The organism is Streptomyces purpurogeneiscleroticus, assembly GCF_020024005.1.
Taxonomy (GTDB): domain Bacteria; phylum Actinomycetota; class Actinomycetes; order Streptomycetales; family Streptomycetaceae; genus Streptomyces; species Streptomyces purpurogeneiscleroticus.
The window spans coordinates 1-24183 of record NZ_NHSG01000357.1 but is presented as its reverse complement, the minus strand read 5'-3'; the positions used below and the strand labels follow the sequence as shown (position 1 = coordinate 24183).

The 24183-nt window shown below is 71.8% G+C and carries 21 protein-coding genes; 12 read left to right on the top strand and 9 right to left on the bottom strand.

Annotated features, from left to right (window positions below; all coding sequences use genetic code 11):
• Positions 1 to 67 precede the first annotated feature (67 nt).
• Both CCS38_RS24530 and CCS38_RS24525 read left to right on the top strand, forming a co-directional pair.
• Positions 68 to 712 carry a response regulator transcription factor gene (locus CCS38_RS24530; protein ID WP_223735470.1) on the top strand — a complete coding sequence of 215 codons (645 nt, stop codon included), beginning with the start codon at positions 68 to 70 and terminating at the stop codon, positions 710 to 712.
• Positions 713 to 826: 114 nt separating this feature from the next.
• Positions 827 to 1528, top strand: coding sequence for a GAF and ANTAR domain-containing protein (locus tag CCS38_RS24525; RefSeq protein ID WP_223735469.1), 702 nt, complete (start codon positions 827 to 829; stop codon positions 1526 to 1528).
• A 57-nt stretch (positions 1529 to 1585) separates the two neighbouring features.
• Here CCS38_RS24525 and hemC read toward each other — a convergent pair whose 3' ends face one another.
• Complete coding sequence (gene hemC / locus CCS38_RS24520; protein WP_223735468.1) at positions 1586 to 2521, bottom strand: hydroxymethylbilane synthase; 936 nt, start codon at positions 2519 to 2521, stop codon at positions 1586 to 1588.
• 185 nt (positions 2522 to 2706) lie between these two features.
• On the opposite strand from hemC, the gene CCS38_RS24515 reads away from it, so the two are divergent.
• The gene (locus CCS38_RS24515) at positions 2707 to 3435 is read left to right on the top strand and encodes a transglycosylase SLT domain-containing protein (protein WP_223735467.1); all 729 of its coding nucleotides are present in this window, start codon (positions 2707 to 2709) and stop codon (positions 3433 to 3435) included.
• Here CCS38_RS24515 and CCS38_RS24510 read toward each other — a convergent pair.
• From CCS38_RS24510 to CCS38_RS24495, 4 genes are all read right to left on the bottom strand, one after another.
• Positions 3432 to 3911, bottom strand: a complete 480-nt coding sequence (locus CCS38_RS24510; RefSeq protein ID WP_223735466.1) for a MarR family winged helix-turn-helix transcriptional regulator — start codon at positions 3909 to 3911, stop codon at positions 3432 to 3434. The genes CCS38_RS24515 and CCS38_RS24510 overlap by 4 nt on opposite strands.
• Positions 3912 to 3929: 18 nt before the next feature.
• Positions 3930 to 5771, bottom strand: coding sequence for an asparagine synthase (glutamine-hydrolyzing) (gene asnB / locus CCS38_RS24505; RefSeq protein ID WP_223735465.1), 1842 nt, complete (start codon positions 5769 to 5771; stop codon positions 3930 to 3932).
• Positions 5772 to 6041: 270 nt separating this feature from the next.
• Positions 6042 to 7208, bottom strand: a complete 1167-nt coding sequence (locus CCS38_RS24500) for an NAD(P)/FAD-dependent oxidoreductase (RefSeq protein ID WP_223735464.1) — start codon at positions 7206 to 7208, stop codon at positions 6042 to 6044.
• Positions 7205 to 7525, bottom strand: a complete 321-nt coding sequence (locus CCS38_RS24495) for a bifunctional 3-phenylpropionate/cinnamic acid dioxygenase ferredoxin subunit (RefSeq protein WP_030260990.1) — start codon at positions 7523 to 7525, stop codon at positions 7205 to 7207. Before CCS38_RS24495 ends, CCS38_RS24500 begins: the two co-directional genes overlap by 4 nt.
• A 223-nt stretch (positions 7526 to 7748) precedes the next feature.
• Here CCS38_RS24495 and CCS38_RS24490 point away from each other — a divergent pair, with 223 nt between their 5' ends.
• The 7 genes from CCS38_RS24490 (at position 7749) to CCS38_RS24460 (ending at position 18078) form a co-directional block, all read left to right on the top strand.
• A complete protein-coding gene (locus CCS38_RS24490; RefSeq protein ID WP_308050860.1) occupies positions 7749 to 8492 on the top strand; it encodes an IclR family transcriptional regulator in 744 nt (247 codons plus the stop codon).
• Positions 8493 to 8693: 201 nt separating this feature from the next.
• A complete protein-coding gene (locus tag CCS38_RS24485; RefSeq protein ID WP_223735462.1) occupies positions 8694 to 9779 on the top strand; it encodes an S-(hydroxymethyl)mycothiol dehydrogenase in 1086 nt (361 codons plus the stop codon).
• Positions 9780 to 9823: 44 nt separating this feature from the next.
• Positions 9824 to 12280 (top strand): GcvT family protein, encoded by a 2457-nt coding sequence (locus CCS38_RS24480; protein ID WP_223735461.1) that lies wholly within the window; start codon positions 9824 to 9826, stop codon positions 12278 to 12280.
• A 35-nt stretch (positions 12281 to 12315) separates the two neighbouring features.
• Complete coding sequence (locus CCS38_RS24475; RefSeq protein ID WP_223735460.1) at positions 12316 to 13461, top strand: aromatic ring-hydroxylating oxygenase subunit alpha; 1146 nt, start codon at positions 12316 to 12318, stop codon at positions 13459 to 13461.
• On the top strand, positions 13454 to 14926 hold the full coding sequence (locus tag CCS38_RS24470) for an aldehyde dehydrogenase family protein (protein WP_223735459.1): 1473 nt from the start codon (positions 13454 to 13456) through the stop codon (positions 14924 to 14926). Before CCS38_RS24475 ends, CCS38_RS24470 begins: the two co-directional genes overlap by 8 nt.
• Before the next feature lie 28 nt (positions 14927 to 14954).
• Positions 14955 to 16535: an APC family permease gene (locus tag CCS38_RS24465; RefSeq protein ID WP_223735458.1), complete on the top strand. Its 1581-nt coding sequence runs from the start codon at positions 14955 to 14957 to the stop codon at positions 16533 to 16535.
• Complete coding sequence (locus CCS38_RS24460) at positions 16525 to 18078, top strand: GMC family oxidoreductase (RefSeq protein ID WP_223735457.1); 1554 nt, start codon at positions 16525 to 16527, stop codon at positions 18076 to 18078. The genes CCS38_RS24465 and CCS38_RS24460 overlap by 11 nt, the downstream gene beginning before the upstream one ends.
• Before the next feature lie 23 nt (positions 18079 to 18101).
• On the opposite strand, the gene CCS38_RS24455 is transcribed toward CCS38_RS24460, so the two are convergent.
• Complete coding sequence (locus CCS38_RS24455; protein WP_223735456.1) at positions 18102 to 18941, bottom strand: ANTAR domain-containing response regulator; 840 nt, start codon at positions 18939 to 18941, stop codon at positions 18102 to 18104.
• Positions 18942 to 19067: 126 nt separating this feature from the next.
• On the opposite strand from CCS38_RS24455, the gene CCS38_RS24450 reads away from it, so the two are divergent.
• The gene (locus CCS38_RS24450; protein WP_223735455.1) at positions 19068 to 20069 is read left to right on the top strand and encodes an AraC family transcriptional regulator; all 1002 of its coding nucleotides are present in this window, start codon (positions 19068 to 19070) and stop codon (positions 20067 to 20069) included.
• Between the two features lie 18 nt (positions 20070 to 20087).
• On the opposite strand, the gene CCS38_RS24445 is transcribed toward CCS38_RS24450, so the two are convergent.
• The 3 genes from CCS38_RS24445 to CCS38_RS24435 form a co-directional block, all read right to left on the bottom strand.
• Positions 20088 to 20639 (bottom strand): hypothetical protein, encoded by a 552-nt coding sequence (locus CCS38_RS24445; RefSeq protein ID WP_223735454.1) that lies wholly within the window; start codon positions 20637 to 20639, stop codon positions 20088 to 20090.
• A 91-nt stretch (positions 20640 to 20730) separates the two neighbouring features.
• Complete coding sequence (locus CCS38_RS24440) at positions 20731 to 22359, bottom strand: M4 family metallopeptidase (RefSeq protein ID WP_223735453.1); 1629 nt, start codon at positions 22357 to 22359, stop codon at positions 20731 to 20733.
• A gap of 162 nt (positions 22360 to 22521) precedes the next feature.
• Positions 22522 to 23352: an IclR family transcriptional regulator gene (locus CCS38_RS24435; protein WP_223735452.1), complete on the bottom strand. Its 831-nt coding sequence runs from the start codon at positions 23350 to 23352 to the stop codon at positions 22522 to 22524.
• Between the two features lie 183 nt (positions 23353 to 23535).
• Between CCS38_RS24435 and CCS38_RS24430 the strand changes: the two genes are divergently transcribed.
• Positions 23536 to 24183 (top strand): iron-containing alcohol dehydrogenase (locus CCS38_RS24430; RefSeq protein ID WP_223735451.1); only part of this gene is annotated, 648 nt, incomplete at its 3' end.

Here is a 24183-nt window from a genome sequence, read left to right as displayed (position 1 = left end):
GCGGCGCCCCGCGCGGACGGCGCCGCCGGACTAGGCTGGATCCGGTCGACAGGGTGGGGTGGCCACGATGACCAAGGTGCTGGTGGTCGAGGACCAGCGGGCGCTCGCCGACGCGCTGGAGCTGGCCATCGCCGCCCAGCCGGACCTGGAGTGCGTGGGCGCGGTCGGCACGGTCGAGGCCGCGCTGCCGCTCGCCGCCGCGGGCGCGGACACCGTCCTGATGGACATTCACCTCCCGGGCGCCGACGGCATCGAAGGGACCGCGGCGCTCAAGGCGGCCCACCCCGGGATCCGCGTGCTGATCCTCACCGGGGACACCGATCCCGCGGTGCTCGCCGCGGCCACGGCGGCCGGTGCCGCCGGGTTTCTGTCCAAGGCCAGCGCGCTGTCCGACATCCTCGCCGCGGTGCGGGCACCGGCCGGCGGGCACCTGCTGGTCGAGAGCGCGGCGCTGGCGGCGCTGCTCGGCCCGGCCGACGGAGGCCGGAACGGGCAGGAGGAGGCGGTGCCGGCCCGCCTGACGGCACGTGAACGGGAAGTGCTGCGGCTGCTGGGGGAGGGGATGAGCCCCCGGGCGATCGCCGAACGCCTCGTCATCAGCCGGCACACCGCCCGTGGCCACGTGAAGAACGTGCTGATGAAACTGGGCGTCCACAGCCAGCTGGAGGCGGTGGTCGCGGCCACCCGCGCCGGGCTGCTGCCCGATGACTGAAATCCGGCCCGTTTGAGGGGTTCCGCCCGGACCGTTTGAGGGTTCTCGCCGGGCGTCCCGCCGCCTAATTTCGGAGAGAGGGCGGGACATCACGAGGAAGGCAGGTCCGAGGCGATGACGGATCAGGAACGGGCTTTCGCCGAAGTATCGGGGTTCTCGGCTGCCCTGGCGACCATCCCCTCCACCGGCGACCTGCTGCAGGACCTCGCGCAGCGTTCCGCCGCCGCGCTCGCCGTACGGAGCACCGGGGTCTTCCTGGTACGGGAAGGGGAGCTGCACCCCGTCGGCGTACTGGACGGGATGGCGGCCGAACTGGCCGACGTCCAGGCACAGGAGCGCTGCGGACCGTGCTTCGAAGCGCTCCGTACCGTACAGCCGGTCACCGTTCCCGACCTGGCGCGGGACGCGGCGCGGTGGCCCGGCTACGGCGAGCGGGTGCTCGAACTGGGCGTGGCGGCGACGGCCAGTCTGCCGCTGCACTTCAACGGCGAGGCGCTCGGGACGCTGGGCCTCTACCACAACGCGCCGCGGCCCTGGTCCGCCACCGACCTCGCCTGCGTACGGGTGCTGATCGACATGGCCGTCGGCTACCTCGCGGTGGCCGCCGACCGGGACCGCCAGCGCCGGGTGGCGGAGCAGCTGCAGCACGCGCTCGACAGCAGGGTCGTCATCGAACAGGCCAAGGGCATGCTCGCGGCCGAGCGCCGGATCCCGACCGGAGAGGCGTTCGAGCTGCTGCGCGGGTACGCGCGCCATCACCGCGCCAAGCTGCGCGACACGGCCGAGGCGGTGGTCGACGGCGGACTGCGCCCCTGACGACGGGGCGGCGAGGGGGAGCGTACCGGGCAGGACGCGCCGCCCGGCAGCGGCGCGTCAGTGCGGAATACCGTCGATCAGTTCGCGGGCGCCCTGGCGGAGCAGCGCGACGGCGACCGAGGTGCCCAGGGTGGCGGGGTCCAGTCGGCCCGCCCACTCGTGGGCGTTGAGCACGGTCTTGCCGTCGGGGGTGAACACGCAGGCCCGGAGTGACAGCTCGCCGCCGCGTTCCGACCTGGCGTAGCCGGCGATGGGGGAGTTGCAGTGCCCCTGGAGGACGTGCAGGAACATCCGCTCGGCCTGTGTCTCGCGGTGCGTTTCCGGGTCGCCGAGGCCGGAGACCGCGTCGATGGTCTCGGTGTCGTCCTCGCGGCACTGGAGGGCGAGTACGCCGGCGCCGATCGGCGGGCACATCGTGTCGACGGACAGCACCTCGGTGATCACGTCGGGGCGGTTGATGCGGTGCAGTCCGGACACCGCGAGGAGCAGCGCGTCGGCCTCCCCGGCGTGCAGCTTCTCCATGCGCCGGTTGGCGTTGCCGCGCATCGGGACGGTCTCCAGGTGCGGGTGCGACGCGGCGAGCTGGGCGCGGCGGCGTACGGAGGAGGTGCCGATGCGGGTGCCCGGGGGCAGCTCGTCCAGGGTGAGACCGCCGGGGTGGATCAGGGCGTCCCGTACGTCGTCGCGCTTGAGGAACGCGGCGAACGTGGTGCCGGCCGGCAGCGGCCGGTCGGCCGGGATGTCCTTGACGCAGTGCACCGCGAGGTCCGCTTTCCCGGACAGCAGCGCCGCGTCCACCTCCTTGGTGAACGCGCCCTTGCCCTCGACCGCTGAGAGGTCACCCATCCAGCGGTCACCGGTGGTGGTCACCGGGACGACCTCGGTGGCGATGCCCGGGTGCAGCGCGGCGAGTTCGGTACGGACGCGCTCCACCTGGGCCAGGGCCATGGGGGAGGAGCGGGAGACGATACGGATCAGCTCAGGGGCGGACATGGAGCCACGATAGCCCCGCCCGGCCCCTCCCACCGCCCGGGCCCCGACTCGTAGCGCAAAACTTCGAAGATATCGTCATTCCGCTCGGACCGCCGGTCGCGGCCGGGTGCTCGGCGGGTCTTGATTCCGGTTGATAGGACGCCTCCAAGTGAGCCGGCGGCTCGACGGGAAGGCGATGATTTCCCATGCACGTGGCCAGGACTGCAGCCACCGCCCTTTCCTCTGTCCTCGTCCTGATAATTCCTGCCGCAATCGTGGTCAGCGGAATGGCGGATATGCGTCCCGGTGAGGCCGGGACGCACACGGAAGAAGCCGCGCTGTACGGCGGTGCTGCCCGGCCGGCCGCGGCCCGGGCAGGCCACCGGGCGCCTGTCGCGGCCGGCCGGAAGGTCCGGGTCTCTCCGGTCGGGCTGGAGGGGCAGGCCGCCACGTTCGTCGTGGCGGGGCTGACGGAGCAGCGCTTCGAGGCCGCGGCCCGGGCCTCCCGGGCCAGCTCAGAGGCGCGGAGCACGGCGCTGGAAGAGCGGCGGCGGGCAGCGGCCAGAAAGCGCGCCGAGGCCAGGGAGCGGCTGGACGCGACGGGGCCGGCCGGGTGGATCCGTTCGTGCCTGCGGGTCACGGGATCACCCGAATACTGGTACGCGGGACTGTGGACGATCGCCCGCAGGGAATCCGGATTCGACCCGAACGCTTTCAATGGATGGGACGCCAACGCGGTGGCGGGCGAGCCGTCCCAGGGGCTTTTCCAGACGACCATGGGAACGTTCCGGGCGCATCATCAGCCCGGTACGGCATGGGACATCAATGACCCGGTGGCGAATTGCGCGGCGGCCGTGAATTACATCAAGGCGCAGTACGGCGACATCTCACGGGTGCAACAGGCCGATGCGGGCAGCCCGCCGAAGGGCTATTAGCCCTGCTCGGCCAGGCGCCGCAGGAGGGCGCCCGCCTCCAGTACCCGGCGGACGTCCTCCGGGGGCAGCGTGCCGAGGCGCCCGGCGAGCGCCTCGGCCTCGCTCTGTGCCACGTCGTTCAGCGCGCGGACGCCGTTCTCGGTGATGACGACGCGTGCCGCGCGCCCGTCGGTGGGGTCCGGTGCCCTGCGGACCAGCCCTGCCGACTCCAGGCTCGCCACCGCGGCCGTGGCCGTCGGCTGCGAGCAGGGGATGCGGTCGGCCAGTACGCCGATGCGGGACGGGCCGAGCTGGGTGAGGAGGGCGAGGACGATGAGCTGGGTGGGCGGGACGCGGCGGCCCGGGACGGCCCTGCCCAGGCTGCGCAGCAGCCGGTGCAGCGTCACGACCAGTTCGAGCGCGTCCTCTTCACCGACCGTGCTCAGCGCCGTCCCGTCGCCGACCGCCACGCCACCGTCCACCCGTCTGTCGTCCATCGACCTGCCTCGATCAGGTCAAGAGAGTGTAATGGCCGGCGAGTACATGTCCATCCAGAGGGCCAGGTCCAGGGTGCGTTCGAGGCCGCGCCGGGACGCCTGGGTGATCTGCGGGACGTCGACCTTGACGGCGCGCTGCAGCCAGTCGCGGCTGACCAGGTCGAACACCGGGTGCGAGGGCTTGGCGAGCAGGTCCTTGAGGTGGCCCTGGAGGGCGACGGCGTACTTCGGGTCCTGTGTGGAGGGGTACGGACTCTTCACCCGGTCGTACACCGACCTGGGCAGCACGTCGGCGGTGGCCTCGCGCAGCAGGCTCTTCTCCCGGCCGTCGAACGACTTCAGGCTCCACGGGGTGTTGTAGACGTACTCCACGAGCCGGTGGTCGCAGAACGGCACCCGCACCTCCAGGCCGACGGCCATGCTGGCCCGGTCCTTGCGGTCCAGCAGGACGCGGACGAACCGGGTGAGGTGCAGGTAGCAGATCCTGCGCATGCGGTACTCGAAGTCGCTCTCGCCGTCGAGCCGCCGCACGTCCTTGACGGCCGTGTCGTAGCTGTCCTGGATGTAACTGCCCAGGTCCATCGCCTTGGTGACGCCCTCGGTGAGGATGTTGCCGTCGTCGCCGAAGTGCTCGGCGAACTGCACCAGCCAGGGGAAGGTGTCGGCCTCGCGCGCCTTGGGGTCGAAGAACTGCTTGTACCCGCCGAAGACCTCGTCGGCCGACTCGCCGGACAGCGCCACCGTCGAGTGCTCGCGGATCGCCTTGAACAGCAGGTACAGCGAGGCGTCCATGTCGCCGAGGCCCATCGGGATGTCCCGGGCGCGGATCATCTTGGAGCGTACTTCGGGGTCGGCGAGCTGGTCCGAGTTCAGGACGATGTCCTGGTGGTCGGTCTTCGCGGCGCGCGCCACGTCGTGCACGAAGGGGGTGTCCGGGGTGTCGCGGAGCGCGTCCGGGGTGAAGTTCTCGGTCTGGCCCACGAAGTCGACGGCGAAGCTGCGGACCGTCCTGTCCTCGGCGGCCAGCTGCTGTGCGGCGAGCGCGGTCATCGCGGAGGAGTCCAGGCCGCCGGAGAGCAGGGTGCAGCGGGGGACGTCGGCGACGAGCTGGCGGCGCACGATGTCGTCCAGCAGTGACCGCACATGGGCGATCGAGGTCTCCCGGTCGTCGGTGTGCTGCTTGGTCTCCAGCGTCCAGTAGACGCGGGTGCGCAGACCGTTCCTGGTCAGCGTGACGACCGTGCCGGGCTCGACCTCGCGCATGCCCTCGTACACGGCGTGGCCGGGGGTCTTGACGAAGGCGAACAGCTCGCGCAGGCCGTCCAGCGTCACGGTGGGCGTGACCTGCGGGTTGGCGAGGATGGCCTTGGGCTCGGAGCCGAAGAGCACGCCGTCGTCGGTTTCGTAGTAGTAGAAGGGCTTGATGCCCATCCGGTCGCGGATCATCACGAGCTTCTGCTCGCGGCTGTCCCAGATGGCGAAGGCGTACATGCCGTTGAGGCGTTCGGCGACGGCCTCGCCCCACTCCAGATAGCCGTGCAGGACGACCTCGGTGTCGGAGTCGGTGGTGAAGCGGTGGCCGCGGGCGGCCAGTTCCTTGCGCAGTTCGGAGAAGTTGTACGCCTCTCCGGAGTAGACCATCGCGACCGGTCCGTCGGGGGTGTCGACGGTCATCGGCTGGCGGCCGCCCGGCAGGTCGATGATGGCGAGCCGGCGGTGACCGAGGGCCGCCGGGCCCTGGACCCAGGTCCCGGCGTCGTCCGGGCCGCGGCAGGACATGGTCTCGGTCATGGCGTCGACGGTGGCCTGTTCGGACCGCAGGTCACGCTGGTAGGCGACCCATCCGGCGATTCCGCACATGCTGCTCCTCCGAATCCGACCCCGGGCTGGTGCATTGGGGGGCGGCCGGAAAACGGCATGCGTCAGCGGCCGGACACCCAGGGTCACGTGTATCGAACACCTATGTATCGAGCATGTGACAGCCGGATGTCGTACGTCAACAGGGGTATGGGGGTCGGATGCGGCTGACCGGGCCGAAGGTAAAACGGGTGCCAAGTGCCGGTATACGGGCGGCATTTGGGCGGTCATGGAAGTGCCGCGGCCACTCGCTGTGGCCGCGGCACGCGGGGGTCAGCCGGCGACCGGCTGCGCTGCCCGCATCAGCTCGCGGCGCGCCTTCATGAACGGGCGCGGGCGGTTGAGGGCGAGTACCGCCGTGGTGTGGCCGTCGCGCTCGTACGCGGCGAGGAAGCTGCGGTCCTCGGGGGAGCCGTCGATGACCCGCACGGTGTCCGTGGGCAGCCGCCGCCCGGCGAACTGGATGCGGACGCCGTACTGGTCGGACCAGAAGTACGGCACGGTGCGGTGCGCCAGGAGGGTCTCGCCCGCGAGGAGATTGTGGACGGCGGTGGCGGCCTGTTCGGTCGCGCTGGTCCAGTGCTCGGTGCGGGAGCCGCCGACCCGGGCCACGTCGCCGACCGCGACGACGTGCGGCAGCGCGGTCACGCACCCGGCGTCGCAGACCACCCCGTCGTCCAGGGCCAGCTCGGAACCGGCCAGCCAGTCGGTGTTCGGGCGGACGCCGATGCCGACGACGACGGTGTCGGCGGGCAGTACCCGTCCGTCGGCCAGCTCGACACCGGTGACGCGGCCGCCGGGCTCGCCCCGCAGCGCCGCGACGCCCGTACCGGTGACCAGCGCGACCCCGTGATCCCCGTGCAGGGCCGCGCAGACCCCGGCCATCTCCTCGCCGAGCTGCGGCAGCAGCGGGAGCGGCGCGGCCTCGACGACCGTGACGTCGTGGCCGAGCGCGGCGCACGAGGAGGCGACCTCGGCGCCGATGAAGCCGCCGCCGATCACCACGACCCGCACCGGGCCGCCGGCCAGGTCGGCGCGGAGCGCCTGGGCGTCGTCGAGGCTGCGCAGGGTGTGCACCCCGGCGAGCTCGGGCCCCGGCAGCCGGCGCGGGGTGGCGCCGGTGGCGATGACCACCCCGTCGGTGGCGAGGGACCGGCCGTCCGCCAGGACCACCGACCGGCCGTCGGCGCCCAGCCCGGCGGCGCGCGTCCCGAGCAGCCACTCCGCGTCCAGCTCGGCGACCTCCTCGGCGTCCGCCAGGGCGAGGTCTTCCTGCCCGGTCATGCCCTTGAGGAAGTCCTTGGAGAGCGGCGGCCGGTCGTACGGGCGGTGGCACTCGTCCCCGACGATCACCAGCCGGCCCTCGAACCCCTGGGAACGCAGCGCTCTCGCGGCGTACAGTCCGGCCAGCGAGGCTCCGACGACGGTGACCGTCCTCATGCGGCGGTGCCTTCCTGGGCGGCGTGGTGCACGTAGATCATGCCGTTCTCCACGGTGACGGAGTGGGTGCGGACGGCCCGCCTGGCGGGCAGGCAGGTCGGCATGCCGGTGCGCAGGTCGAACGACGCGGCGTGCAGCGGGCATTCGACCAGGCAGCCCTCCAGCCAGCCGTCGGCGAGCGAAGCGTCCTGGTGGGTGCAGGTGTCGTCGATGGCGTAGATCTCGCCGTCGGCATTGAAGACGGCGATCGGAGGTGCGGTGTCGATGCGAAGGGACTCGCCTGCGGGCAGGTCATCGAGGTGGCAGACGGGAATCACGGGGCCCCCCTCTTACTGTTCGGTATAGTTGAGTTCCGCGATGCGCACGGCGAAGCGCTCTGCGCAACAGAATCCAAGCCGGGAGCCCGCGCGTCAAGCGCCTCCCTTCAGAAGCCGGCCCGCATCGGGTCGCGCCAGGTGGTGAGATCGGATGACGGACAACGCGAAGGACACGTCGGAGGCCAGGTCAGCGCAGAAATCAGCCCGCGGAGCGGGGAGTTCCGTGCAGTCGGTGGACCGTGCGGTCACGGTGCTGGAAATCCTTGCCCGGCACGGTGAGGCAGGGGTGACCGAGGTCGCCGACGAGCTCGGCGTGCACAAGTCGACGGCCTTCCGGCTGCTCGGCGTGCTGGAGAACCGCGGGCTGGTCGCCCAGGAGCAGGAGCGCGGCAAGTACTACCTCGGCGCCGGGGTGCTGCGGCTGGCCGGGGCCGCCGCGGTGCGCCTGGACATCTCGCAGGAGGGCGCGCCGATGTGCCGGCTGCTCGCCGACGAGCTGGGCGAGACGGCCAACATCGCGGTGCTGGACAACGGCGCCGCGGTCAACATCATGCAGGCCCGGGGCCCGGCCTCGGTCACCGCGCAGAACTGGCTCGGCCGCCGCACCCCGCTGCACGCGACCTCCAGCGGCAAGGCGCTGCTGGCGTTCCAGCCGGGCCCGGTGCAGGACGCCGCGCTCGCCCGGAAGCTGCCGCGGCTCACCGACCGGACCATCACCTCCGTCGCGGAGCTGCGCGAGCAGCTCGCCGAGGTGGTGCGCAACGGCTTCGCGGTGGCGATCGAGGAGCTGGAGCTGGGGCTGCACGCGGTGGCCGCGCCGGTGCGTGCGCACGACGGCCAGGTGATCGGCGCGATCAGCGTCTCGGCGCCCGCGTACCGGCTGGAGCCCGACCGCATCCCGGAGGTCGCCAAGCGCACGGTCGAGGCGGCACGGGAATTGTCCCGGCGGATGGGGCACGGGAGTTGATCTTCCGCGACTAGACGGTTCGCCCATGCGCAGGAGTGACGCGGGGTCGGTGCCCACCGGCCCCGCGTCTGTGCGTTCCGAGCGTGCGCGGGCTTTTACCAACGGTTAACTCCAACCCCTTGACGCCGCCGAGACGGCGTTCCCAGTATGTCTCTCATCGCGCAACGAGTCGTGCAGTGCGCAACACTGAGGGGTAGGGGCATGCCACACGAAGTCCGTGCTGTGGTCGCGACGAAAAAGGGTGCACCGGTCGAGGTGCAGCCGATTCTGGTGCCGGACCCGGGCCCGGGGGAAGCACTCGTCTCCGTACAGGCGTGCGGGGTCTGCCACACGGATCTGCACTACCGGGAAGGTGCCGTGGGCGACGACTTCCCGTTCCTGCTCGGGCACGAGGCGGCCGGGGTGGTCGAGGCCGTGGGGGACGGCGTCACCGACCTGCTGCCCGGCGACTACGTCGTGCTCGCCTGGCGCGCGCCCTGCGGCACCTGCCGTTCCTGTCGCCGCGGCCGCCCCTGGTACTGCTTCGACTCGCGCAACGCGGCCCGGCCGATGACGCTGCTCGACGGCACCCCGCTCACCCCGGCCCTCGGCATCGGCGCCTTCGCCGAGAAGACGCTGGTCGCCGCCGCACAGGCGATCAAGGTCGACCCGGCGGCCCGCCCCGAGGCCGCGAGCCTGATCGGCTGCGGCGTGATGGCCGGCTACGGCGCGGCCGTGAACACCGGAAACGTGCAGCGCGGCAACACCGTCGCGGTCATCGGCTGCGGCGGCGTCGGCAACGCGGCGATCGCGGGCGCCTGCCTCAACGGCGCGCGCAAGGTCATCGCCATCGACGTCGACGACAGAAAGCTCGACCAGGCCGAGAAGTTCGGCGCCACGCACATCATCAACTCCCGCGGTACGGACCCGGTGGAGGCGGTGCGCGCCCTGACGGGCGGGGTCGGCGTGGACATCGCGATCGACGCGGTGGGCCGCCCGGAGACGTACACGCAGGCGTTCTACATGCGCGACCTCGCCGGCACCCTCGTCCAGGTGGGCGTGCCCGAGCCCGGCATGAAGGTCGAGATCCCGCTCAGCGACATCTTCTCGCGCGGCGGCGCCCTCAAGTCCTCCTGGTACGGGGACTGCCTGCCCAGCCGCGACTTCCCCGACCTGATCGACCAGTACCTGTACGGGCTGCTCGACCTCGAAAGCTTCGTCACCGAGCGGATCTCCCTGGAAGAGGTGGAGGCCGCCTTCGACACCATGCGCGGCGGCCGCGTCCTGCGCTCCGTGGTCGTCCTCTGAGGGACGCCACTCCCCGTACGTCCTGCCTGACCCGAAGGAGGGGCATGTCCCGCATACCCGCCACCGACGCCCGCGTGGTCGTGATCGGCGCCGGCATCGTCGGCTGCTCGCTCGCCGACGAACTGACCGCGCGCGGCTGGCGCGACGTCACCGTCCTCGAACAGGGCCCGCTCCCGGCCCCCGGCGGCTCCACCTCGCACGCCCCCGGGCTGGTCTTCCAGACCGGCCCGTCCAAGACCATGACCGAGTTCGCCGCGTACACGGTCGAGAAGTTCAACTCTCTCGAGGTCGACGGTCTGCCCTGCTTCAACCCGCTGGGCGGGCTGGAGCTCGCCACCACCCCCGAGCGCTGGGCCGACCTGCACCGCAAGGCCGGGCTCGCCGCCTCCTGGGGCGTACGCGCCGAACTGATCACCCCGGCCGAGTGCAAGAAGTACTGGCCGATGCTGGACGAGGACAAGGTCCTCGGCGGGCTCCACACGCCCGACGACGGCCTGGCCCGCGCCCTCCTCGCCTGCCGCGCCCAGATCACCCGCGCCGAGTCCCGCGGCGCCCGCTTCCTGGACCGGCACACCGTCACCGGCATCGAGCAGGAGAACGGCCGGGTCACCGGCGTCGTCACCGACCGCGGCACCTTCCCCGCCGACCACGTCGTCTCGGCGGCCGGCTTCTGGGGCCCGGTGATCGGCAAAATGGCCGGAGTGGACGTGCCGCTGCTGCCGCTCGCCCACCAGTACGCCAAGACCGCGCCGCTGCCGGAGCTCGACGGCGTCAACGACCCGCGTACCGAGGCCAGCAAGCCGATCCTGCGCTTCCAGGACCGCGATCTGTACTACCGCGAACACACCGACCGCATCGGCATCGGCTCCTACGCGCACCGCCCGATGCCCGTCGACCCCAACGCCGTGCCCGCCTTCGACGACGCGCCGATCATGCCGTCCTCGCTGCCCTTCACCGAAGAGGACTTCGCGCCGAGCTGGGAGGACAGCGTCGGCCTGCTCCCCGCGCTCGGGGAATCCCGCGTCGAGGAGGGCTTCAACGGCGTCTTCTCCTTCACGCCCGACGGCATGCCGGTCCTCGGCGAATCCCGTGAGGTGCGCGGATTCTGGCTCGCCGAGGCGGTCTGGGTCACCCACTCCGCGGGCGTGGCGCGCGCCGTCGCGCAGTGGATGACCGACGGCCGTCCCGACATCGACATTCACGAGTGCGACCTGTACCGCTTCGAGGAAGCCCAGCGCTCGCCCGCGTACATCGAGGACCGCGGCGCCCAGAACTTCGTCGAGGTCTACGACGTCCTGCACCCGCTCCAGCCCATGGAGCAGCCCCGCCCCCTTCGCGTCAGCCCCTTCTACGCCCGCCAGCAGGAGCTGGGCGCGTTCTTCCTGGAGGGCGGCGGCTGGGAGCGCCCGCACTGGTACGAGGCCAACGCCCCGCTCACCGAGGGCCTCGAACTGCCCGAGCGGGACGCCTGGTCGGCGCGGTACTGGTCGCCGATCGCCGCGGCCGAGGCCAAGGCGACGCGCGAGAAGGTCGCGCTGTACGACATGACGCCGCTGCGCCGGCTGGAGGTCACCGGGCCCGGCGCGCGCGCCTTCCTCCAGCGCATGTCCACCAACCAGCTCGACAAGAAGCCCGGCGCGGTCACCTACACGCTGCTGCTGGACGAGACGGGCGGCGTCCGCTCCGACCTCACCGTGGCCCGGCTCGCGCCCGACCGCTTCCAGATCGGCGCCAACAGCGGCTCCGACCTGGACTGGCTCCTGCGGCACGCACCCGAGGGAGTCCACATCCAGGACATCACCTCCGGCACCTGCTGCATCGGCGTCTGGGGCCCGCTCGCCCGCGACCTGGTCCAGCCGCTCACCCGCGACGACTTCTCGCACAAGGGCTTCGGCTACTTCAAGGCCAAGCAGACCTACCTCGAGCACGTCCCCGTCACGGCCATGCGGCTGAGTTATGTGGGCGAGCTGGGCTGGGAGCTGTACACCACCGCCGACCTGGGCCTGCGCCTGTGGGACACGCTGTGGGAGGCCGGGCAGCAGTACGGCGTGATCGCGGCCGGGCGGTCGGCCTTCAACAGCCTCCGGCTGGAGAAGGGCTACCGCTCCTGGGGCCACGACATGACGACCGAGCACGACCCGTACGAGGCGGGCGTCGGCTTCGCCGTCCGCCCCGCCAAGGGCGACTTCCTCGGCCGCGCCGCCCTGGAGGGCCGCAGCGAGGAGACGGCCCGCCGCAAACTGACCTGCCTCACCCTCGACGACCCGGCCGCCGTCGTCCTCGGCAAGGAGCCGGTGTATGTGGACGGCGCGCCCGCCGGCTATGTCACCTCCGCCTCCTACGGCTACAGCATCGGCCGCTGCGTCGCCTACGCCTGGCTGCCGGCCTCCGCCGCCGTCCCCGGCACCGCCGTGCACGTGGAGTACTTCGGCGAGAAGGTCGCCGCGACCGTCGCCGAGGAACCGCTGTTCGACCCGGGCATGACCCGCATCCGCAAGTAGCGCTCGGAAGAAGTAGTTGGCTTGAGGAGACGTACATGACGACCACGCCCGAACTCGCTTCGCCCGTCACGTCCAGCCTGATCACCACCCTGCCCGGCACCTCCTACACCGACCCGGAGACCTTCCGGCAGGAGCAGGAGAAGATCTTCGAGCGGCTGTGGTTCTGCGCCGTGCGCAGCGCCGACCTGGAGAGGCCCGGCGCCTTCCGCACCGTGCAGGTCGGCCGGGAGAACGTCCTGATCACCCGCAACCGCAAGGGGGAACTGCGGGCCTTCCTGAACATCTGCCGGCACCGCGGCGCCCGCCTGTGCACCGAGGAGTCCGGCGAGGCCCGCCGCAACCTCCAGTGCCCTTACCACGCCTGGACCTACGACTTCGACGGCAAGCTGATCGCCGCGCCCAACCTGACGTCGATGCCGGACATCGACCGCACCGAGCGCGGCCTGGTCACCGTCCCGCTGCGGGAGTGGCTCGGCTACGCCTGGGTCTGCCTGGCCGACGAGCCGCCCTCCTTCGAGGACACGGTGATCGGCGCGGCCGTCGAGCGGCTCGGCGACGCCGCCTCCATCGAGCGGTACCGCACCGAGGGCCTGGCCCTGGGCAAGCGCATCACCTACGACGTGGCGGCCAACTGGAAGCTCATCATCGAGAACTTCATGGAGTGCTACCACTGCGCCACCATCCACCCCGAACTCACCGACGTGCTCCCGGAGTTCGCGGACGGCTTCGCCGCGCAGTACTACGTCGGGCACGGCGCCGAGTTCGCGCCGGAGGCCGAGGGCTTCACGGTCGACGGCAAGGGCGGCTTCGGCCGGCTCCCGGAGATCGCGGAGGACCAGGACCGCCGGTACTACGCGATCACGGTCCGGCCGCAGGTCTTCGTCAACCTCGTGCCCGACCACGTCATCGTCCACCGGATGTTCCCGATGGCCGCCGACCGCACCGTCGTGGAGTGCGACTGGCTCTACCTCCCCGAGGTCGTCGAGTCCGGCGCCGACATCTCCACCTCCGTCGAGCTGTTCCACCGCGTCAACCAGCAGGACTTTGAAGCGTGCGAGCGGACCCAGCCGGCGATGGACTCGCGCGCGTACCGGGACGGCGGCGTGCTCGTGCCGAGTGAGCACCACATCGGCGCCTTCCACCAGTGGGTCACCGAGCAGCTGGAGGACAAGCGTGCCTGAGCTCTACATCGACGGGCGGTGGCAGTCGGCCGCCGCCGGCGGCACCCGAGAGATCCGCTGCCCCGCCGACCAGTCCCTCGTCGCGGTGGTCGATGAGGGCGACGCCACCGACGCCGACCGGGCCGTGGCCGCGGCCCGCCGCGCCTTCGACACCGGACTCTGGCCGCACACCACCGCGGCCCAGCGCGGCGCCAAGCTGCTGCGCGTCGCCGACCTCCTGGAGCGCGACAGGGCGGTCCTCGCCCGCGCCGAGTCGCTCGACACCGGCAAGCGGCTGGTGGAGAGCGAGCTCGACATGGACGACATCGCGGCCTGCTTCCGGTACTTCGGGCGCCTGATCACCGAGGAGGGGGACGCGGGCCGGAACGTCGACGCGGGCAGCGCCACGGTCGAGAGCCGCGTCGTGCACGAGCCGGTGGGCGTCTGCGCGCTGATCACGCCGTGGAACTATCCGCTGCTGCAGACCGCCTGGAAGGTCGCCCCGGCCCTCGCCGCCGGCAACACCTTCGTGCTCAAGCCCAGCGAGCTCACCCCGCACACCGCGATCCATCTGATGAAGCTGCTCGCCGAGGCCGGGCTGCCGGACGGCGTGGCCAACCTCGTCCTCGGTACCGGGCCGGAGGCGGGCGCCCCGCTCACCGTCCACCCCGACGTGGACCTGGTCTCCTTCACGGGTGGTCTGGCCACCGGGAAGCGGATCGCGGCCGCCGCTGCCGGCACGGTCAAGAACGTCGCCCTCGAACTCGGCGGCAAGAACCCCAACATCGTCTTCGCCGACGCCGACTTCGAGACGGCCGTCGACTACGCCCTGACCGCGATCTTCCTGCACTCCGGGCAGGTCTGCTCGGCCGGCGCCCGGCTGCTGGTCGAGGACTCCCTGCACGACCGTTTCGTCGACGAGGTGGTGCGCCGGGCCCGGGAGATCCGGCTCGGCGGCCCCTTCGACCCGGAGGCCCGCACCGGCCCGCTGATCTCCGCGGCGCACCGGGAGAAGGTCGAGGCGTACGTCGCCGCCGGGCTCGCCGAGGGCGCCGTGCTGCGCTGCGGCGGCGCCCGCCCCGACGACCCGGCGCTCGCGGACGGCTTCCACTATCTGCCGACCGTCCTGGACGACTGCACGGCCGGCATGTCGGTGGTGCGCGAGGAGTCCTTCGGCCCGGTCCTCACCGTCGAGCGCTTCACCGACGAGGACGAGGCGGTACGGCTCGCCAACGACACCGTCTACGGGCTGGCCGGCGCGGTGTGGACCACCGACCCGGCACGCGCGGACCGGGTCGCGGCCCGGCTGCGGCTCGGCACCGTATGGATCAACGACTTCCACCCCTATCTGCCGCAGGCGGAGTGGGGCGGCTTCAAGCAGTCCGGGACGGGCCGCGAGCTCGGCCCCACCGGTCTTGCCGAATACCGCGAGACCAAGCACGTCTGGCGCAACACCGCACCGAAGGCGCTCCACTGGTTCGACTGACCGACTGATCGACTGAGGAGAAGTGCTCTTGACGGATTCCCGAGCAGAAAGACCAGCACAGGACGCACCACCAGCACAGGACGACGACGGTCTCGCGGATTTCGGCTACCGCCCCGAACTCAAACGGACCCTCGGCAACTTCCACACCTTCGCCGCCGGTATCAGCTACATCTCCATCCTCACCGGCACCTTCCAGCTCTTCTACTTCGGTTTCGGGCACGGCGGTCCCGCCTACTGGTGGTCCTGGCCGATGGTCTTCGCCGGCCAGCTGATGATCGCGCTGTCCTTCGCCGAGCTGGCCGCCCGCCACCCCGTCGCGGGCTCGGTCTACAACTGGGCGAAACGGCTGGGCAATCCGCACATCGGCTGGCTGGCCGGCTGGATGATGCTGGTCGCCTCGATCGTCTCGCTCTCCGCCGTGGCCCTCGCCTACCAGCTCACGCTCCCGCAGATCTCCCCCGCCTTCCAGTTCATCGGGGACGGCACCGGGCGCTACGACATCGCCACCAACGGTGTGATCCTGGCCGGCGTACTGATCCTCTTCACCACCCTCGTCAACGCCTTCGGCGTGAAGCTGATGGCCCGCATCAACACCGCGGGCGTCTTCATCGAGCTGATCGCCACCGTCGTGCTGATCGTGCTCTTCGCCGTGCACGTGGTGCGCGGGCCCGACGTGGTGCTGGAGACCCACCACGCGGGCGACGGCCAGAGCTTCGGCTACCTCGGCGCCTTCCTCACCGCCTCGCTCGCCTCCGCGTACGTCATGTACGGCTTCGACACCGCCGCCTCGCTCGGCGAGGAGTCCCTGGACCCCTCCCGCAACGCGCCCCGCGCCATCCTCCGCGCCCTGCTCGCCTCCTTCGTGCTGGGCGGGCTGATCCTGCTGCTCGCCCTGATGAGCGTCGGCAGCCTGAACGGCGAGGGGCTGACCACCGACGGGCTGCAGTACATCGTCCTGGACGTGCTCGGCGACACCGTCGGCAAGGCGATGCTGTGGTGCGTCCTGATCGCCGTCACCGTCTGCGCGCTGGCCGTGCACACCGCCGCCATCCGGCTGGCCTTCGCCATGTCCCGCGACAACAACCTGCCGGCCGCCTCGCTGCTCGCCCGGGTCAGCCCGCGCTTCCAGACCCCGGTCCTGCCGGCCGTGATCGTCGGCGTGCTCTCGCTGGCCGTCCTGCTGATCAACATCCGCCAGCCGCAGATCTTCTCCGTCGTCACCAGTATCGGCATCATCATGATCTACGGCGCGTATCTGCTGGTCACCGTGCCGATGCTGATCGCCCGGCTGCGCGGCCGCTGGCAGCCCGCCCCCGGCCGCTTCACCCTCGGCCGCTGGGGCCTGCCGGTCAACATCCTCGCCGTCCTCTGGGGCGCCGGCATGATGATCAACCTCGCCTGGCCCCGCGCGGCCGTCTACAACGCGGCCCCGCCGTACCACTGGTACCTGCGCTGGGGCGCCGTCCTCTTCGTGGGCGCCGTCGCGGTCGGCGGCTTCGCGTACTACTGGCTGATCCAGCGCCACCGCACGGGCGTGCTCGCCGAACACGCGGCGCAGAACGACGCCGAACCCGACACCACAAGGAGCACTCCGACCCATGTCCACTGAAGAGTTCGACTATGTCATCGTCGGCGGCGGCACCGCGGGCAACGTCGTGGCCGCCCGCCTCAGCGAGGACCCCACGGTGACGGTGTGCGTCCTGGAGGCCGGCCCCTCCGACGTCGGTGACGACAACGTGCTGCGCCTGGAACGCTGGATGGGCCTGCTGGAGTCCGGATACGACTGGGACTACCCGGTCGAGCCCCAGGAGAGCGGCAACAGCTTCATGCGGCACGCCCGCGCCCGCGTCCTCGGCGGCTGTTCCTCGCACAACTCCTGTATCGCTTTCTGGGCCCCGGCCGAGGACCTCGACGGCTGGGAGGCGGCGGGCTGTACCGGCTGGGGCGCGAAGGACACCTTCCCGCTCTACCAGCGCCTGGAGTCCAACGACGCGCCCGGCGACCACCACGGCCGCTCCGGCCCGGTCACCCTGCGCACCATCAAGGGCGCCGACCCCTGCGGCTCGGCCCTGCTCGCCGCCTGTGCCGAACAGGGCATCCCCACCACCCCGTTCAACACCGGCAACACCGTGATACGCGGCGCCAACTGGTTTCAGATCAACTCCGACGAGAACAACATCCGGCAGTCCTCGTCCGTGGCGTACCTCCACCCGATCCTCGGCCGCCGCCCCAACCTGGAGGTGCGCACCGGCGTCCGCGCCAAGCAGCTGCTGATCGACGCGGACCGCCGCTGCACCGGCGCCACCTACCTCGACCCCGACCTGATCCACACCCGTACCGTCCGAGCCCGCCGCGAGGTCATCGTCTCCTGCGGCGCCATCGACACCCCCAAGCTGCTGATGCTCTCCGGCATCGGCCCGGCGGCGCACCTGCGCGAGACCGGCGTGGACGTGCTCGTCGACTCGCCCGGCGTCGGCGAGAACCTCCAGGACCACCCCGAGGGCGTCATCATGTGGGACGCCAAGCAGCCCATGGTGACCAGCTCCAACCAGTGGTGGGAGATCGGCATCTTCGCCGACACCGAAGAGGGCCTGGACCGCCCGGATCTGATGTTCCACTACGGCTCGGTGCCGTTCGACATGAACACCGCCCGGCACGGCTACCCGACCTCCGAGAACGCCTTCTGCCTCACCCCGAACGTCACCCGCGCCCGCTCCCGCGGCACGGTCCGGCTGCGCACCCGCGACTTCCGCGACAAGCCGAAGGTCGACCCGCGCTACTTCACCCACGAGCACGACGTACGGGTGATGACGTACGGGCTGCGCCTCGCCCGCGAGATCGCCGCGCAGCCGGCGCTGGCGGACTGGGCGGGCGCCGAGCTGGCCCCCGGCCCGGACGTGCGCACGGACGACGAGCTGCTGGACTACATCGCCAAGACCCACAACACCGTCTACCACCCCGCCTGCACGGTGAAGATGGGCGCCGACGACGACGCCATGGCGCCGCTGGACGCCCGGCTGCGCGTGAAGGGCATCCAGGGGCTGCGCGTCGCGGACGGCTCGGTCATGCCCGAGCTGGTCACGGTCAACCCGTGCATCACCACCATGATGATCGGCGAGAAGTGCGCCGACCTGCTCAAGGAAGACCGCTGAGAAGGGACCGCTAGCGGACCCGCTCAGCGGGCTTCCTTGCGGAACGGCGGCGGCGCCGTGCCGTCCACGACGGAGCGCGCCAGGTCGTGGAGGTTGCGCTGGTGCGCACGCGCGTACCGGCGCAGCTCCGCGAACGCCCCGTCCGTCGGGCAGCCGAACCGCTCGGCGAGTACCCCCTTGGCCTGCTCGATCACGATGCGGCTGCGCAGCGCCTGCTCCAGCTGCCGGGCGTGTTCACGGGTGCGCCGGTGCCGCAGGTGCAGCGCCGCGGCACCGACGAGCGCCGACACCGGCGCCGACCGGTCACCCGGCCACGGACCGGCCACGTCGGAGTACAGCACCAGCGCGCCCAACGGGGGCCCCGGCCGCGCACCGCCCGCGGCGCCGGGGCCTTTCTCGTACGCCACATCGGCCAGCGGCACCGTGCTGACCCGCAGAACCCCCAGCTCCCGCGCCCGCGCGGCGAACCGCGGCCAGCGGGCGTCCGCCGCGTCCTCCAGCGGCAGCTCCGCCGCCGGAGCGCCGGCCAGCGTGTCCCGTACCGGGCCCTCGCCCAGCTGCTCCTCCAGCTCCCGCAGCAGCTCGGCCCGCGGGCCCGAACCGGCGGTGACCTGCGGCCGGCCGGCCAGCACGGCCACCGCGTGCGGGGCCGGCTCACCGCCCAGCAGCCGCACGTACTCGACCAGGGAAGCGGCGTGCGTGGCCGGCTCCCGGTCCTCGGGCGAGGCCAGATCCAGCAGCGCACGGGTCAGCAGCCGCTCGCGCTCGGGCGCCGGACGACCCGCTTGCGGACACTGCGGCGGGCGAGGGGCGGTCGGGTCTGCCGCGTCCATGGCGAGGCGCGGCAGCGGAAATGCCTCCATTCGGACAGTCAATGCCTGCGCGGGGCCCGCCGATATCCATTTTGCGTAGCATATGGACACCAAGCGCAGTCGGCTGCTCACTGCGCCGGGGCAGTGTGAACGAGAACCTGAGGGACGGGGGCGGCGATGCCGGGGGTCCGCGGCCGCAGCACAGAACGGCGGGCGCAGTGCGGCCCGCGCACGTTCCGCACCTCCGACATCGAGCGTGCCCGTGCGTGGATCGCCGACATGCTGTCCTACCCGGTCGTACTGAACCCCCTCACCGACCCCGCCGACTTCGGCTTCGCCATGACCGCGCTGCGACTGGGCCCCGTCACCTTCGCCACCGCGACCTACGGCGCCGACGTCCTCAGCCGGAGCGAGGGGCTGGGCGTCGCGTACCACATCAACGTGCCGCGCAGCGGACAGGTGGTGCAGGCGCACCGCGGCGAGGTGTTCCGGGCCACCGCCACCGACGGCCGGGTCCCGGTCTTCGAGCCGACCGGCGCCCTCACCGGCGAACTGGACGCCGCGGCCGAGGTGCTGGCCATGGGATTCGACCGGCAGGCGGTGGAGAGCACGCTGGAGGAGCACCTCGAACACTCCGTGCGGCCGCTGCACTTCCCCGGCGGCCTGGACCCGTACCACGGCCGGGGGCTCACCCTGGTCTCCCTGGCCCGCGGTCTCGCCGGCGAACTGACCGCGCCGACCGGCCTCCTGGCCCATCCCTCGGTGGCGACGGGCCTCGCGGACGCGCTGCTCACCACGATGCTGTACGCCACCCCGCACCAGTACCGCGAAGAGCTCGCCGACCCGGCCACCCGCACCTGCCCGCGCCCGGTCAAGCGCGCCGTGGACGCCATGCAGGCCGACCCCGCACACCCCTTCACCGTCCTGGAACTGGCGCGGGTCGCCGGCGTCGCGCCGCGCTCCCTGCAGGCCGGCTTCCGGCAGCACCTGGAGACCACACCGCTGGCCTACCTGCGCCGGCTGCGGCTGGAGCGTGCCCACCGCGATCTGATCGACGCCGGCCCGGCCGTCTCGGTCACCGAGGTCGCGGGCCGCTGGGGCTTCACGCACCTGGGCCGCTTCGCGGCGGCTTACCACACCCGTTACGGCAGGCTTCCGTCCCAGGCGCACCGCCGCTGACGGCCCGCCGGGCCCAGTTCATTTCCCCTGGTGGGCGTCGCGCGCGGTGTCCACGAAGGCTTCCAGCGCGGCCCAGAAGGGGGAGTACGAGGCGTCGAACCGCTCCTCGGCGGCCGTCCACTCCGCCCCGCCCCCGCCGGCCGCCAGCGCCTGCTTGATCGCGGCGTGGAAGTCGCCTGTCTTCTTCTGGACCCTGAGCGCCGCGGCGGCCGCGGGCAGCGGCCCCTCCAGCTCCACGACCCGCGCGCAGCGGCGGAGCTTCGCGTACTCCGCCGTCTGGCGCTCGCTGAGCCGCTGCAGAGCCGCCGTGCTCCCCTCGGCGTCCGGCTGCCGCAGCACGTCCGAGACCTCCCAGAACAACTCGCCCATGATGTGCGCCTGTTCGATCAGGTCCAGGTAGGCGGTGCGGCGGCTCTCGCGGAGGCGTTCCCGGCGCTGGGAGTCCGCGGCGGTCTCGGCCTGGATGCGGGCCGCCCGGGTGTTGCCGCGGCTGGTGACCCAGCTGGCCAGTACGGCGGTGCCGCCGGTGACCGCGGCGATCGAGAGGGTCCACAGGGTGCTTTCGGCCATGGTCGGCAACGGTACCGGCCGGTCTTGCGACCGTACCGGCCGGGCGGCGAGGCCACCCGGCCGGTACGGTCCGTCCATACGTGACGATGCGTCAGCCGACGGAGACCGCCGACCAGGCCGCCGCCACCGCGTTCTGCTCGGCGCTGTCCGCGCCGTACAGGTCCTTCGCCGCGTTCAGCGTGGCCGTGCGGGCCGCGGCGTAGTTGGTGCCGGACGTCATGTAGACCGTCAGCGCCCGGTACCAGATCTTGCCGACCTTGTCCTTGCCGATGCCCTGCACCGTGCTGCTGTTGCAGGTGGGGGAGTTGTGGGTGACCCCGCCGATGACCTTCTGGCCGCTGCCCTCGGCGAGCAGGTACGCGAAGTGGTTGGCGACCCCGGACGAGTAGTGCACGTCGAGGTCCTTCACCTTGGAGTTCCAGCAGTCCGCCGACTTGGTGTCCTTGGACGGCTTGTCCATGTAGCGCAGTGCGGCCTGTCCGAAGTCCGGGCGGACGATCTTCTCGCCGATGAGGTAGTCGCCGGGGTCGTTCGCGTTCTTCGCGGAGAACTCCACGAACGTGCCGAAGATGTCGGAGGTCGCCTCGTTGAGGCCGCCGGACTCGCCGGAGTAGGTGAGGTTCGCGGTGGCCGCGGTGACGCCGTGGGACATCTCGTGCCCGGCGACGTCGAGCGAGACGAGCGGCCCGAAGACCTTGCCGTCGCCGTCCCCGTAGGTCATGCAGAAGCAGCTGTCGTCCCAGAAGGCGTTGTTGTAGCCGCTGCCGTAGTGCACGCGGTTGTACGAGCCCTTGCCGTCCCCGGCGATGCCGTTCCTGCCGTGCGCGTTCTTGAAGTAGTCCCAGGTGGTGTCCGTGCCGTACTGGGCGTCCACCGCGGCCGAGGCGCGGTCGGTGGTGGTGCCGCTGCCCCAGTGGTTGTCCGCGTCGGTGAAGAGGGCGGCGGGGGCGCGGCCCCAGCAGATGCCGAGGATGCAGGAGTCGGTCTTGTTCTGCGCGTCGCCGGTGTACGTGCCGCCTCGGGTGGCGTCCTTGAGCTGGTACGTGCTGCCGGACTGGGTGGTCTCCAGCGGCACGGTCCCGCCGTACAGCGACTTGCCGTCGCCGGTCGCGGTCTCCAGCCGGTCCCAGGAGTCGATCGCCTTGCCGGTACGGGCGTTGGTGAGCACGACGTGGGCCGCGGGGTTGCCGCGGTCGTCCTTACCGGCGGCGGTGGTCCGCCAGGCGAGCTGCGGCGCGCCGTGCAGTGCGTCGATGACCAGCAGCGGCTTGGCGGCGATCTTGCTCAGCGCGGTACCGGAGTTGGCGTCGCGCAGCGCGGCGGTGCCGAGCCCCGCGGCCTTCGTCGCGCTGATCAGGGGCTTGACGGTGGGGACGGCGAGGTTGCTGCGGGTGGCCCGGGAGGCGCCGCGGTAACTGCCGTTGGGGGAGAGGTGGACGACCAGGTCGCCGCCGAGTACGGGGATGCCGCTGAAGGTCCGGTCGTAGCGGACGTGCCGGCTGCCGTCGGAGTCGATGACGACATCGCGTACGGAGGTTTCCTGGCCGGCGGTGACGGCGAGCTGATCGGCGTGCGCGGCGAGCGCGGCGTCGGCGCTGCGGACGGCTTCGGCGCGGTCGGGGGCCGGCCGGGCGGTGGCGGTGGCGGGCAGGGTGGCGGCGACCAGAGCGGCCGCCGCCGTGGCTATGACGCTGGTGGCGAGGCGCGTTCTCGATCTCATCGGACTCCTCGGGCGGCGGGGCAGCGGCCGGCGCGTGGGCCGGCGCACTGATGGTGAGTCACATTAAGCGTTCATGACAATGCAGAGACAAGATCCATGACAACGCCATGACAACAGCCTGTCCATACCCTGCCCGCGACGGGCACATGCCCGGCACCGGTCCTACGCGTCGTCCCCTTCCAGCGCGTACCGCGCCGGCTGCATCGTCCGCTCCGACGGCACGACCTGCGCCACCTGCTCCGCGATCTCCTTCAACCGCGGCGCGAGTTCACCGATGCGCGCGTCGGGGAGGCGCACGGAGGGGACCTGGACGACCACGGCGGCGTGCGCGTACCCCTGGGCGCCGAGCACCGGCGCACCGATGCAGCGCACGCCCTCCACGTTCTCCTCGTTGTCGACGCTGTAGCCGCGCTCCCGGGTGCGCGCCAGCTCCCGCGCGAACTCCGCGGGCGTCGTCACGGTGTGGGGAGTCACCGCGGGCAGCCGCTCGGGCAGGGCGGCCAGATAGTCCTCGGCGTCCTCGGCGAAGGCCATCATCGCCTTGCCCGAGGCCGTGGAGTACAGCGGGAAACGCGCCCCCGGATGCTGCTCGAAGCGGAGCGGCAGCGTCGACTGGACGCGCATCACCACCACCGACTCGCCGCCGTCCCGCACGACGAGGTTGACCGACTCGTTCGTCTCCTCGTTGAGCTGCTTCAGCAGTGGCATCGCGCGGTCGGCGCCGAGCGCCCGCTGCGCCGCCTGGCCGAGCAGGATGGCCGTACTGCCCAGGTAGTACCCCTCGGTCGCGGGGTTGCGGCTGAGGAAGCCCTCGGCGGCCAGCGCGCCGACGACGCGGTGCGCGGTGCCGGGCGTGAGGCCGAGGCGCTGCACGATCTCGGTCACCTGGACATCGCCCTCGGCCTCTATGAACAGCCGCAGCACGGCCATCGCGCGGCCGATGGCCTGGGTTCCGGCCGGGGTGTCGGGTGCCTTGGCGCGTCGCTCACTCACCCGCGGCAGCCTACCGAGCCGTGCACGCCCATTGACGCCGGGCACCTGCCGCCCTAGCTTGGCGGCAGTAGTCCACAATGTGGATGGCCTTCCAAAGATCTTCCCAGGCTTCGGACGCCAGGCCCGCGGACCCTCCCTCAGCGCTCCGCCCGACCGGCTCCCTCACGCACGCCAGGAGACTTCATGCCGCACTTCGAGCACCCCACCGAGACCGTCTTCACCTGGGCCGCGCCGCCCCTGAAGTTCGGCCTCGGCGCCCTCGCCGAAACAGGCCAGGACCTGCGCGCCCTCGGCGTCACCAACGCCCTCGTCATCACCGACCCCGGCGTCGCCGCGAGCGAGGTACCGGACCGCGTCGCCCACGCGATCAAGGCCGCGGGCCTGGGCTGCGACATCTTCGACGGCGTCGCCGTCGAGCCCACCGACGCGAGCATCGAGGAAGCCGTCGCCTTCGCCCGCTCCGGCGACTGGGACGGCTACATAGCCGTCGGCGGCGGCTCCGCCATGGACACCGCCAAGGCCGTCAACCTCCTCACCACCCAGCCCGGCACGCTCATGGACTACATCGCCCCGCCCATCGGCGGCGGCAAGGTCCCCGAGCTGCCCGTCAAGCCCCTCATCGCGGTCCCCACCACCGCCGGCACCGGCTCCGAGGCCACCACCATCTGCGTCGTCGACCTCCTCGACCTGCGCCTCAAGGCCGGCATCAGCCACCCCCGGCTGCGGCCCGCCATGGCCGTCGTCGACCCGCTCACCACGCTCTCCGTACCGCCCGCCGTCACCGCCGCCAGCGGCATGGACGTCCTCACCCACGCCGCCGAGAGCTACACC

Excerpts from the sequence above, each read along its gene's own strand:
- CCS38_RS24530 (WP_223735470.1), top strand. The coding sequence starts at position 68 with ATGACCAAGGTGCTGGTGGTCGAGGACCAGCGGGCGCTCGCCGACGCG.
- CCS38_RS24525 (WP_223735469.1), top strand. The coding sequence starts at position 827 with ATGACGGATCAGGAACGGGCTTTCGCCGAAGTATCGGGGTTCTCGGCT.
- hemC (WP_223735468.1), bottom strand. The coding sequence starts at position 2,521 with ATGTCCGCCCCTGAGCTGATCCGTATCGTCTCCCGCTCCTCCCCCATG.
- CCS38_RS24515 (WP_223735467.1), top strand. The coding sequence starts at position 2,707 with ATGCACGTGGCCAGGACTGCAGCCACCGCCCTTTCCTCTGTCCTCGTC.
- CCS38_RS24510 (WP_223735466.1), bottom strand. The coding sequence starts at position 3,911 with ATGGACGACAGACGGGTGGACGGTGGCGTGGCGGTCGGCGACGGGACG.
- asnB (WP_223735465.1), bottom strand. The coding sequence starts at position 5,771 with ATGTGCGGAATCGCCGGATGGGTCGCCTACCAGCGTGACCTGCGGTCC.
- CCS38_RS24500 (WP_223735464.1), bottom strand. The coding sequence starts at position 7,208 with ATGAGGACGGTCACCGTCGTCGGAGCCTCGCTGGCCGGACTGTACGCC.
- CCS38_RS24485 (WP_223735462.1), top strand. The coding sequence starts at position 8,694 with ATGCCACACGAAGTCCGTGCTGTGGTCGCGACGAAAAAGGGTGCACCG.
- CCS38_RS24480 (WP_223735461.1), top strand. The coding sequence starts at position 9,824 with ATGTCCCGCATACCCGCCACCGACGCCCGCGTGGTCGTGATCGGCGCC.
- CCS38_RS24475 (WP_223735460.1), top strand. The coding sequence starts at position 12,316 with ATGACGACCACGCCCGAACTCGCTTCGCCCGTCACGTCCAGCCTGATC.
- CCS38_RS24460 (WP_223735457.1), top strand. The coding sequence starts at position 16,525 with ATGTCCACTGAAGAGTTCGACTATGTCATCGTCGGCGGCGGCACCGCG.
- CCS38_RS24455 (WP_223735456.1), bottom strand. The coding sequence starts at position 18,941 with ATGGAGGCATTTCCGCTGCCGCGCCTCGCCATGGACGCGGCAGACCCG.
- CCS38_RS24450 (WP_223735455.1), top strand. The coding sequence starts at position 19,068 with ATGCCGGGGGTCCGCGGCCGCAGCACAGAACGGCGGGCGCAGTGCGGC.
- CCS38_RS24445 (WP_223735454.1), bottom strand. The coding sequence starts at position 20,639 with ATGGCCGAAAGCACCCTGTGGACCCTCTCGATCGCCGCGGTCACCGGC.
- CCS38_RS24440 (WP_223735453.1), bottom strand. The coding sequence starts at position 22,359 with ATGAGATCGAGAACGCGCCTCGCCACCAGCGTCATAGCCACGGCGGCG.